The following is an 11128-nucleotide window of genomic DNA, read 5'->3' on the forward strand; positions in this document are numbered from 1 at the left end:
CAACGCCACAGCAGTTAGTGAACACAAACATCGGGTCACTTCACACAGATTATCCACAAGCTGCCCAGATCCCGGGCGGGTTGAGAATCGGCAATCAACCCTCTATATTGTGCCCATTCCAACTAAGACAACTAGATGTTGTGTTTACGCCACACAGCAACCACACTATATAGGGTGGTTGTCGCGCACGGGCTTGAGCGGCACAACACCACTGGGAGAAGGTCCATCTCATGAATAAACATCTGCTGGTTACCAAACGCTCCGGCGCCAAGGAGCCCATCGATCTGGACAAGATCCATCGGGTGATCACCTGGGCCGCCGAAGGCCTGGACAACGTCTCCGTGTCCCAGGTGGAGCTGCGCTCCCATATCCAGTTTTATGACGGTATCCGCACCGAAGACATTCACGAGACCATCATCAAGGCCGCCGCGGATTTGATCTCCGAGCAGACCCCGGACTACCAGTATCTGGCCGCCCGCCTGGCCATGTTCCACCTGCGCAAGAAGGCCTACGGTGAATTCGAGCCGCCCCACTTTTATGATCACGTGGTGCGCCTGACCGAGATGGGCAAGTACGACCAGCACATTCTGGCGGACTACAGCCGCGACGAACTCAACGAGCTTAACGGCCGCCTGCACCACGAGCGCGACATGGACTTCTCCTATGCCGCCATCAAGCAGCTCGAAGGCAAGTACCTGGTACAGAACCGGGTGACCGGCGACATTTACGAAAGCCCCCAGTTCCTGTACATGCTGGTGGCTGCCTGCCTGTTCTCCAAGTATCCGAAAGAGACCCGGTTGGACTACGTGACCCGTTTCTACGACGCCGTGTCCACCTTCAAAATTTCCCTGCCCACGCCCATCATGTCCGGCGTGCGCACCCCCACCCGCCAGTTCAGCTCCTGCGTGCTGATCGAGTGCGGCGACAGCCTGGATTCCATCAACGCCACTTCCGGCGCCATCGTGCGTTATGTGTCCCAGCGTGCCGGCATCGGCATCAACGCCGGCCGCATTCGCGCCCTCGGCAGCCCCATCCGTGGTGGCGAGGCCTTCCACACTGGCTGTATTCCCTTCTACAAGCACTTTCAGACCGCGGTTAAATGCTGCTCCCAGGGCGGCGTGCGCGGCGGTGCCGCCACCCTGTTCTACCCCATGTGGCACCTGGAAGTGGAATCTTTGCTGGTGCTCAAGAACAACCGGGGCGTGGAAGAAAACCGCGTGCGGCACATGGACTACGGCGTGCAGATCAACCGGCTGATGTACCAGCGCCTGATCAAGGGCGGCGACATCACCCTGTTCAGCCCGTCCGATGTACCCGGCCTGTACGATGCCTTCTTTGAGGATCAGGCGAAATTCGAGGAGCTGTACGTCAAGTACGAGGCCGACGACAGCATTCGCAAGCGCACCGTCAAGGCGGTGGAGCTGTTCTCGCTGATGATGCAGGAGCGGGCCGGCACCGGTCGCATCTATGTGCAGAACGTGGATCACTGCAACACCCACAGCCCCTTCGACCCCAAGGTCGCCCCGGTGCGCCAGAGCAACCTGTGCCTGGAAATCGCCCTGCCCACCAAGCCGCTGATGGACATCAACGACGAGAACGGCGAAATCGCCCTGTGCACCCTGTCGGCCTTCAACCTCGGCGCCATCGACAAGCTGGAAGACCTGGAAGGCCTGGCCGATCTGGCGGTACGCGCCCTCGATGCCCTGCTCGACTACCAGGACTATCCGCTGCTGGCCGCTCAAAAAGGCTCCATGAACCGCCGTACCCTGGGCATTGGCGTGATCAACTACGCCTACTACCTGGCCAAGCACGGTGTGAAATATTCCGACGGCAGCGCCATCGGCCTGACCCACAAGACCTTTGAAGCCATTCAGTACTATCTGCTGAAAGCCTCGGTACAGCTGGCCAGGGAATTCGGCCCCTGCCCGGCGTTCAATGAGACCACCTACGCTCAGGGCATTCTGCCCATCGACACCTATAAAAAGGATCTCGATGCCATCTGCCAGGAGCCGCTGCACCTCAACTGGGAAGCCCTGCGGGAAGAAATCAAGACCACCGGCCTGCGCAACAGTACCCTGACCGCGCTGATGCCCTCCGAGACCTCCAGCCAGATCTCCAACGCCACCAACGGCATCGAGCCGCCCCGGGGCCTGGTCTCGGTCAAGGCCTCCAAGGACGGCATTCTCAAGCAGGTGGTGCCGGAGTACGAGCGCCTCAAGAGCCAGTACGAGCTGCTGTGGCAGATGCCGTCCAACGACGGTTACCTGCAACTGGTGGGCGTGATGCAGAAGTTCGTGGATCAGGCCATTTCCGCCAACACCAACTACGATCCTGCCCGCTTTGAAGGCGGCCGGGTGCCGATGAAACAATTACTGAAAGACCTGCTGACCGCCTACAAGTTCGGTCTCAAGACCCTGTATTATCACAACACCCGTGACGGGGCCGCAGACGCCCAGAACGACCTGCAGGAAGATGACGGCTGCGCCGGCGGCGCCTGCAAGATTTAAGGCGCCACTCTGAAATAATCCGCGGCGGGTTTTTCCCGCCGCCGTGCGCAGCGTCGCTTAACCCCGCTCAAGGCGGTAAAGCGGCACTGCGCTCATTGTTTTGCGGAACGAGAAAAATGTCTTACACCACTTTCAGTCAAGTTCAGAACGATCACATGAAAGAGCCCATGTTCCTCGGCAATCCGGTGAACGTGGCCCGCTACGACCAGCAGAAATACGAGATTTTTGAAAAGCTCATCGAAAAGCAGCTGTCCTTTTTCTGGCGCCCGGAAGAAGTGGACGTGTCCCAGGACCGTATCGACTACCAAGCCCTGCCGGATCACGAAAAGCACATTTTCATCAGCAACCTCAAGTACCAGACCCTGCTCGACTCCATTCAGGGCCGCAGCCCCAACGTGGCACTGCTGCCGCTGGTGTCCATCCCCGAGCTGGAAACCTGGATTGAAACCTGGGCGTTTTCCGAGACCATTCACTCCCGCTCCTACACCCACATCATTCGCAACATCGTCAACAACCCGGCGACGGTGTTCGACGATATCGTGGCCAACGAGCACATTCAAAAGCGCGCCAAGGACATTGCCCACTATTACGATGAGCTGATCGAGTACACCAGCTACTATCACCTCTACGGTGAAGGCGAGCACGAGATCAAGGGCCGCACCGTGCAGGTCAGCCTGTATGAGCTGAAGAAAAAGCTGTATCTGTGCCTGATGTGCGTCAACGCCCTGGAAGCCATTCGTTTCTATGTGAGCTTTGCCTGCTCCTTTGCCTTTGCCGAGCGCGAGCTGATGGAAGGCAACGCCAAGATCATCAAGCTCATCGCCCGGGACGAAGCCCTGCACCTGACCGGCACCCAGCACATGCTCAACATTCTGCGCAGCGGCGACGACGATGCGGATATGGCGCAAATCGCCCAGGAATGCGAGCAACAGTGCTTTGAGCTGTTCAAGGCCGCCGCCATTCAGGAAAAGGAATGGGCCGAATACCTGTTCAAGGACGGCTCCATGATCGGCCTGAACCGGGACATTCTGTGTCAGTACGTGGAATACATCACCAACCTGCGCATGCAGGCGGTGGGGCTGGAGCCGGCCTTTGCCGGTGCCAAACAAAACCCCATTCCCTGGATCAATGCCTGGCTGTCGTCCGACAACGTGCAGGTGGCGCCCCAGGAAGTGGAGGTGAGCTCCTACCTGGTCGGCCAGATTGACTCCCAGGTGAGCCACGACGATCTGGGTGATTTCGAGCTGTGAGCCGCGTCCGCACCCGGGATCTGAGCTTTGAGCTGCGGGCAGGGGAAACCCTGCTCGACGGCCTGGAGCGCACCGGTCACGCGGTGGAATACCAGTGCCGCAGCGGTTACTGCGGCGCCTGCCGTACCACCCTGGTTAACGGATCCGTGCACTACCCGCAGCCCCCGCTGGCCTTTGTGGCCAGCGGCGAAGTCCTGCCCTGCTGCTGCCGCCCCGAGGGCGACGTGCAGCTCGACGTGCCCCTGCTGGCCCTGAAGCAACAGGCCTGAGTCAGTCGCGGCGCTGGTCTGCCGCCGGCTCAAAGGGATGCCAGCTCAACCGGCCGTTTTGCTCAAACGACTTTTCCCGCTCGCACACAAACCACTGCTCGCCCATGTTGATGACGGATCCTTTCGAATAGCGTTTGTCTTCGAAATAGCACACCGGCTCGGTGCCGGTGGCAATGTTCAGCTCCACCGGGGCGGTAGAAATAGTATCGGCAGCCGCCAGCGCCGACAGCCCCCACAAGCTGCTCATCATCATTCTTTTCATCATGTTTTCTGCTCTCCCGAAAGTCCGCCTGCATTCTACCATTGCCGGGCAGGCGACGGCTTGCTTTTCCGGTTGCCCTTGGCTAGGGTAGCTATAGTCATTTTTTCCAGTATTTTTAGTTAGTTGCAAACACTTGCAGGTTCATGTCTGCACCTTGGCTGGTTTTGTTGGTCTTGCCTGAAGGGCAGCTGATAAAAGGAGACATCGCCTTGAAGTAGTCATTTGCCGTGACCATGAGGTAACGCTGTCGTCATCACGACGTTTTGCGCCCGCCAAAGGGAAAACGGCACCTTTTTGCGGGCGAGCAAGAACCGGAGCTACATCATGAGCAAGGAAAAAGTGAAAAAGAAAGCCCAGAAAACCCTGAAGGAAAAACGCCAGGAGAAACGGGACAAACGCACTCACCAGGACTGATCCGTTCTGAGGTTCCGTTGTCAGGGCGCCGTATCGGCGCCCTTTTTGTTGGTCTGCTCAGTCAAAATACCATTCCCACCGCAACTGCCTGATCTGCCCGCCCCGCCACTCGATGGTGACGGTTTCCGTGGTGTCCGGTGAGGCATAGCGCCAGCGGTCGGGCCTGCGTTCCGCCGGCGGCCCCAGCTGCTCCGCCAGCCCGGGGCCCGGGCTGCCGGGCTGCAGAAAGGGGGGCAGCGCCGCATGGGGCCGGGTCAGTTGCAGATAAATCGGCATGCCGTCGGGGTGCGCCGCTTCGCGGGACAAGTAGGTCTGGGCTTCCAGCCCCGGGCAGCGCAGGGTTTCTATTTCGTCAATCAACCCGGGCACATGGGGATTGACCACCTGACGATAGCCATACTCGGGCTCGGCACAGGGCGCCTGCATCACCTCGCCGGCAATCTGCTCCAGCCGGGCCAGGGCCCGCTCCTGCTGACCGGCACAGCCGGCCAGGGGCAGCCACAACAACAGCCAGCCAATTCCCCTGCTCACCATGCACTCCTTTCTGTTGATGACATCATGCTCCCTCCCTTGAATATAAATGGCTTTTCCACGGTCTGTATGCACACCCTTCAAAGAACAACACCATGGCAAGCGACGACAAGAGCAGTAAGGTACCGGGCCATCGCCTGGCCCGCATGGGTCATCTGGCCTCTCTCGCCACTCGGGTGGCCGGCAGCATGCTGGGCGAAGGCGCCCGCCGCCTGGCCCAGGGGCAGCGGCCCCGCGCCCGGGAGCTGCTGCTCACGCCCGCCAATGCCCGGCGAGTGGGCGACCAACTGGCCCGGCTGCGGGGAGCAGCCATGAAAGTGGGGCAGCTGCTGTCGATGGACGCCGGCGATCTGCTGCCAGCGGAGCTGGCCGATATTCTGGCCCGGCTGCGCGCCGAAGGCAGCCCCATGCCGGCCGCCCAGCTCAATACCGTGCTGGTGCAGGAGCTGGGCCATGACTGGCAACGCCACTTCAGCCATTTCGAGTTCCGCCCCCTGGCCGCCGCTTCCATCGGCCAGGTACACAAAGCCTGGGCCGACGACGGTGAACCGCTGGCAGTCAAAATCCAGTACCCCGGCATTGCCGCCAGCATCGACAGCGATGTCGACAATGTCGCCACCCTGCTGCGCCTCAGCGGCCTGGTGCCTGCCGGCGTTGATTATCAGGGGCTGCTGGCGGAGGCCAAACAACAACTGCATGCCGAAGCCGACTACCGGCTGGAGGCGCGCCAGCTGGCCCGTTTCAATGCGCTGCTGGCGGATGATCCGCGTTTTGTACTGCCACGGGGTCGCACCGATATCAGCACGTCCCGGCTGCTGGCCATGAGTTTTGTGGCAGGCAAGCCGGTGGAAAGCCTGGAATCACAGCCCCAGGCGCTGCGCAATCATATTGTGACGTTACTGTTTGAGCTGCTGTTTCGTGAATTGTTTGAGTTCAGCCTGGTGCAGACCGATCCCAACTTCGCCAATTTTCTGTATCAGGGTGAACGGCTGGTGCTGCTCGACTTTGGCGCCACCCGGGCATACGCCCCCGGCTTTGCCCAGGGGTACCGCCGGCTGTTTGCCGCCGCCCTGGCCGGTGACCAGGCCGGCATGGCGGCGGCGCTGAGCGACATCGGCTTTTTCAGCCAGCACATTATACCGGCCCAGCAACAGGCGGTGCTGCGGCTGGTCCAGCTGGCCTGCGAGCCGCTGCAGCAGGATGCGCCCTTTGACTTTGGTCGCAGCACCCTGGCCCAGCGCCTGCGCCAGGCCGGCACGGCCCTCAGCATGCAGCAGAATTACTGGCACAGCCCCCCCGCCGATGCGCTGTTTCTGCACCGCAAGATAGGCGGCCTCTACCTGCTGGCGGCGCGCCTGGGGGCGCAGGTGAATGTACGGCGGCAGCTACAACCCTGGCTGTGAAAACCGCGCACCGGATTTGCCAAGGCCAAGGCCGCCATATTATGGTACGGGGTTAAACGACCCCACCTATTTGAGCACCGTGACCAACGCCAAGCCCGCCGACATTACCATTGAACGCCTGATGCACACCGGTCTGCTGACCTGTGCGCCCGATACGCCGTTGCGCGAGGCGACCGAGCGCATGGCGTCCCGCCGTTGCAGCTCCATTCTGATCGTCGAAAACAACCAGGCAGTGGGGATCTGGACCGAGCGGGACAGCCTGCGGCTGGATCTGACCCGGACGGATCACCTGGACCTGCCCATTCGGCAACTGATGAGCCAGCCGGTGCATTGCCTGCCACGCCATACGCCGGTGGCCGAGGCCGAACAATGGTTTCGCCAGCACCAGTGCCGGCACCTGGTGGTGGTGGACGACGAGGGCCTGCCCGTCGGCATGGTGTCGCAAACCGACATGGCGCTCAAGCAGGGCATGGAGCCCTATCTCAGCCTGCGCCGAATCAGCGAAGCCATGAACGCCTCTCCCCTGATATTGCCAGGCAGCATGTCTCTGGCCCGGGCCGCCACCGAGCTGCTGAGCCACGACCAGGACGCGGCCGTGATCACCTGCTCGCCGGTACAGCTTGGCATCATCACCGAACGCGACATGGTGCGCTGCATCGCCCGCCACCCCGGCAACACCCCCATTGGAGAGCTGGCCAGCCGGCCGCTGCTGTCGGTTTCCCCCGAAGACAGCCTGCTGCATGCCCGGGATCTGCTGATCGACCACAGGGTGCGCCACCTGGTGGTCAAACAGCAGGAGAAGGTGGTGGGCCTGTTGGGGTTTCGGGAGATCATCAACGGCGTGGAGCACCGCTACCTGCAACAGTTGCAGCAGGCACTGGCGCAACGGGACCAGGCGCTGCACAGCTCCCGCCTGAACCTGCAGCTGGCGGAGCGGGTGATCGAGGCCTCGCTGGAAAGCATCGTCGTGACCGATGCCAACAACCGCATTGTCTTCGTCAATCCGTCCTTTACCCATACCACCGGCTACAGTGCCGAGGAAGTCATCGGCCGCACGCCGGCCATGCTGTCCTCGGGCCGTCACGATGCCGCCTTTTACCAGGCCATGTGGAACACCCTGCACGAACAGGGTTACTGGCGCGGCGAAATCTGGAACCGGCGCAAAAGCGGTCAGCTCTATCTGGAGATGCTGACCATTACCGCCATTCAGGACGACGACGGCCGGATCACCCATTTTGCCGCCCTGTTTACCGACATCACCCATATTCGCGAAAACGAAGACAAAATTCGCCGACTGGCCTATTACGATCCCCTGACCGGCCTGCCCAACCGGCGTCTGCTGGAGGACCGGCTGGATCTGGCGATACGTCACGCCAACCGCAGCAAACAGCATCTGGCGGTGATCTTTCTCGATCTCGACCACTTCAAGCAGGTCAACGACACCCTTGGCCACGCCGCCGGCGACGAGCTGCTGCTTGAGGTCTCCCGGCGTATTCGCACCCGGCTGCGGGAAGACGACACCCTGGCGCGCCTCGGCGGCGACGAATTTATCGTGCTGCTGCCCGAGCTGAACGAGCCCGACGAGGCCAGCCGGGTCGCCCGCCGGCTGATCGACGCCATTGCCGAGCCCTTTCAGATCAACAACCACCAGTTTCGTATCGGCTGCAGCCTGGGGGTCAGTCTATACCCGGACGACGCCAACTCCGCCGAGCAACTGCTGCATCACGCCGATGCGGCCATGTACCAGGCCAAGCAGGAAGGGCGCAACGATTACCGGCTGTTCAGCCGCAACATGAACCATCAGCAGCACCAGCTGCTGGCCATGGAAACCGCGCTGCGCTACGCGGTGGAAACCGGTGAAGGCCTGAGCGTCTATTACCAGCCCCAGGTCAACCGCGCCACCCGCATGCTGGCCGGTGCCGAAGCCCTGGCCCGCTGGCATCATCCCGACTTCGGCCAAGTGTCGCCGGGGGCCTTTATTCCCCTGGCCGAGCGGGCCGGGCTGATGGTACCGCTCGGCATGACATTGCTGCACCAGGTGGCGGCCCAGCAACGCCGCTGGCTGGACATGGGGCTGATGCCGGTGCCGGTGTCGGTCAACCTCTCGGCCCAGCAGTTCTGGCAGCACAACCTGCTGGTGCAGTTTCGCCTGCTGCTGGCGGAGCACCGGCTGCCGGCGGGCCTTATCGGCATTGAACTCACCGAAAGCGTGCTGCTCGACAAACAGCGGCAAGCCATCCCCCTGCTCTACGGCCTGCGCGAGCTGGGCTGTACCATTGCCATCGACGACTTCGGCACCGGCTACTCCTCCCTGAGTTACCTGCAGGATCTGCCGGTCAACAGCCTCAAAATCGACCGCAGCTTTATTCAGCGCCTTGGCGAGTCCCGCAGCAGCAATGCCATTCTGGCGGCGGTCACCGGCATGGCCCGGGAGCTGGAATTCAAGGTGGTGGCGGAAGGGGTGGAAACCGAGGAGCAGATGCAGGCCCTCGGCCGCTATCCGGTGGATCTGATCCAGGGATACCTCACCGGCCGCCCGGTGCCGGCAAACGACTTTGCCAGCCAATGGTTGAGCGCAGTAAGGTGTGAGGAGTAAGCTCCCCGGCGCACCCGTAACTGGAAACCCCGATGTTCAAACTGTTTGAAAGCCTGACCCGGCCGTTCCCCGAAGAGGCGCCCACCCAGCCCCCCGCCGGGCTGTACGCCTTCTGTCGCCACTACACCCGCGGCTTTGAATGGCCCCTTGTGGCCATGGCGCTGCTCAGTGCCCTGGTGGCCATCGTCGAAGTCTCCCTGCTGGGCTTTATGGGCCAGCTGGTGGATATGCTGGCCCGCCACAGCCCGGCGTCGTTCTGGGCAGAAGAGCGCAATACCCTCATGTTTATGGGCGGGCTGGTGCTGGTTGTCTTGCCGGTGCTGGCCTTCAGCCACGCCATGCTGATGCACCAGTCCCTGCTGGGTAACTATCCCATGTCCATTCGCTGGCTGGCTCACCGCTACCTGCTGAACCAGAGCATGACGTTCTATCAGGATGAGTTCGCCGGCCGCATCGCCACCAAGGTGATGCAGACGGCGCTGGCGGTGCGGGAAACCGTGATGAAGCTCTTGGACGTACTGGTGTACGTGTCCGTGTACCTGATCTCCATGCTGGTGATGATGGGTCACTCGGATCTGGCCCTGATGCTGCCCATTCTGCTCTGGCTGCTGCTCTACGTGGGCATTCAGTGCTACTTTGTGCCGCGCATGAAGCGCATCGCCACCGCCCAGGCCGACGCCCGCTCCATGATGACCGGGCGCATTGTCGACAGCTATTCCAATATCACCACGGTCAAGCTGTTTGCCCATGCCGATGCGGAAACCCGTTACGCCAAACAGGGCATGCGCGCCTTTCTCACCACCGTTTATGGCCAGATGCGCCTGGCCACCTGCTTTGTGCTGAGCGTGGATGCCATCAACTACCTGTTGCTGTTCACCATTACCGCCCTGTCGGTGGGCCTGTGGATGAATGCCACCGTAACCGTAGGGGTGATCGCCGTGGCCATCAGCATCGCCCTGCGGCTGCAGGGCATGTCGAAATGGATCATGTGGGAGATCGGTGCCCTGTTCGAAAACATCGGCACCGTGATCGACGGCATGAACACCCTGTCCAAATCCGTGGCCATAGAAGACAAGGCCAATGCCACTGACCTGACCGTGAGCCGGGGTGCCATTCGCTTTGAGGACGTCACCTTTCACTATGGCCGGGACGAGCCGGTCATCGAGCATTTCAACCTGGACATCAAACCCGGTGAGAAGGTGGGCCTGGTGGGCCGCTCCGGGGCGGGCAAGTCCACCCTGGTCAACCTGCTGCTGCGCCTGCACGAGCTGGAAGCCGGCCGCATCACCATCGACGGCCAGGACATCACCACCGTGACCCAGCATTCCCTGCGTGGCCAGATTGGCATGGTGACCCAGGACACCTCCCTGCTGCACCGCTCCATTCGGGAAAACATTCTCTACGGCCGGCCCGATGCCGCCGAGCAGGACATGATTGCCGCCAGCCGCCAGGCCCACGCCCACGACTTTATACAGAGTCTGGAAGACAAGGACGGCCACCGGGGTTACGACGCCCAGGTGGGCGAGCGGGGCATCAAGCTCTCGGGCGGCCAGCGCCAGCGCATTGGCATTGCCCGGGTGCTGCTCAAGGATGCCCCCATTCTGGTGCTGGACGAGGCCACCTCGGCACTGGACTCGGAAGTGGAAGCCGCCATTCAGGAAAGCCTGTATCAGCTGATGGAGGGCAAGACGGTGATCGCCATCGCCCACCGACTTTCCACCATCGCCGCCATGGACCGCCTGGTGGTGATCGACCAGGGCCGCATCGTCGAGCAGGGCTCGCACCAGGATCTGCTGGCCCAAAACGGCATCTACGCCCAGCTGTGGCACCACCAGACCGGCGGCTTTCTGGCCGACGGGGTGTAACGGGGTTGGGAGCCCGGGCTCGTCGCCCGCG

General features: G+C 61.7%; 8 protein-coding genes. 6 read left to right on the top strand and 2 right to left on the bottom strand.

Annotated features, from left to right (window positions below):
• Nucleotides 1-230 precede the first annotated feature (230 nt).
• The 3 genes from nrdA (at nucleotide 231) to yfaE (ending at nucleotide 4026) form a co-directional block, all read left to right on the top strand.
• Nucleotides 231-2507 (top strand): class 1a ribonucleoside-diphosphate reductase subunit alpha, encoded by a 2277-nt coding sequence (gene nrdA, locus GU3_RS11640; RefSeq protein WP_014292735.1) that lies wholly within the window; start codon nucleotides 231-233, stop codon nucleotides 2505-2507.
• 116 nt (nucleotides 2508-2623) lie between these two features.
• Complete coding sequence (gene nrdB / locus GU3_RS11645) at nucleotides 2624-3757, top strand: class Ia ribonucleoside-diphosphate reductase subunit beta (RefSeq protein WP_014292736.1); 1134 nt, start codon at nucleotides 2624-2626, stop codon at nucleotides 3755-3757.
• Entirely contained in the window at nucleotides 3754-4026 is a 273-nt protein-coding gene (yfaE, locus tag GU3_RS11650; protein ID WP_014292737.1) for a class I ribonucleotide reductase maintenance protein YfaE, read from the top strand. The genes nrdB and yfaE overlap by 4 nt, the downstream gene beginning before the upstream one ends.
• 1 nt (nucleotide 4027) lies before the next feature.
• Here the strand turns inward: yfaE and GU3_RS11655 are convergent, their stop codons facing one another.
• Together GU3_RS11655 and GU3_RS11660 are read right to left on the bottom strand one after the other, a co-directional pair.
• Nucleotides 4028-4291, bottom strand: coding sequence for a DUF1496 domain-containing protein (locus GU3_RS11655; RefSeq protein ID WP_237711140.1), 264 nt, complete (start codon nucleotides 4289-4291; stop codon nucleotides 4028-4030).
• A 468-nt stretch (nucleotides 4292-4759) separates the two neighbouring features.
• Entirely contained in the window at nucleotides 4760-5236 is a 477-nt protein-coding gene (locus GU3_RS11660) for a hypothetical protein (protein ID WP_014292739.1), read from the bottom strand.
• Nucleotides 5237-5328: 92 nt separating this feature from the next.
• On the opposite strand from GU3_RS11660, the gene GU3_RS11665 reads away from it, so the two are divergent.
• From GU3_RS11665 to GU3_RS11675, 3 genes are all read left to right on the top strand, one after another.
• Nucleotides 5329-6636: an AarF/ABC1/UbiB kinase family protein gene (locus GU3_RS11665; protein WP_014292740.1), complete on the top strand. Its 1308-nt coding sequence runs from the start codon at nucleotides 5329-5331 to the stop codon at nucleotides 6634-6636.
• 79 nt (nucleotides 6637-6715) lie between these two features.
• The gene (locus GU3_RS11670) at nucleotides 6716-9232 is read left to right on the top strand and encodes an EAL domain-containing protein (protein WP_237711193.1); all 2517 of its coding nucleotides are present in this window, start codon (nucleotides 6716-6718) and stop codon (nucleotides 9230-9232) included.
• Between the two features lie 32 nt (nucleotides 9233-9264).
• Nucleotides 9265-11097, top strand: coding sequence for an ABC transporter ATP-binding protein (locus GU3_RS11675; RefSeq protein WP_014292742.1), 1833 nt, complete (start codon nucleotides 9265-9267; stop codon nucleotides 11095-11097).
• Nucleotides 11098-11128: the final 31 nt, after the last annotated feature.

The organism is Oceanimonas sp. GK1 (assembly GCF_000243075.1).
Lineage (GTDB): Bacteria > Pseudomonadota > Gammaproteobacteria > Enterobacterales > Aeromonadaceae > Oceanimonas.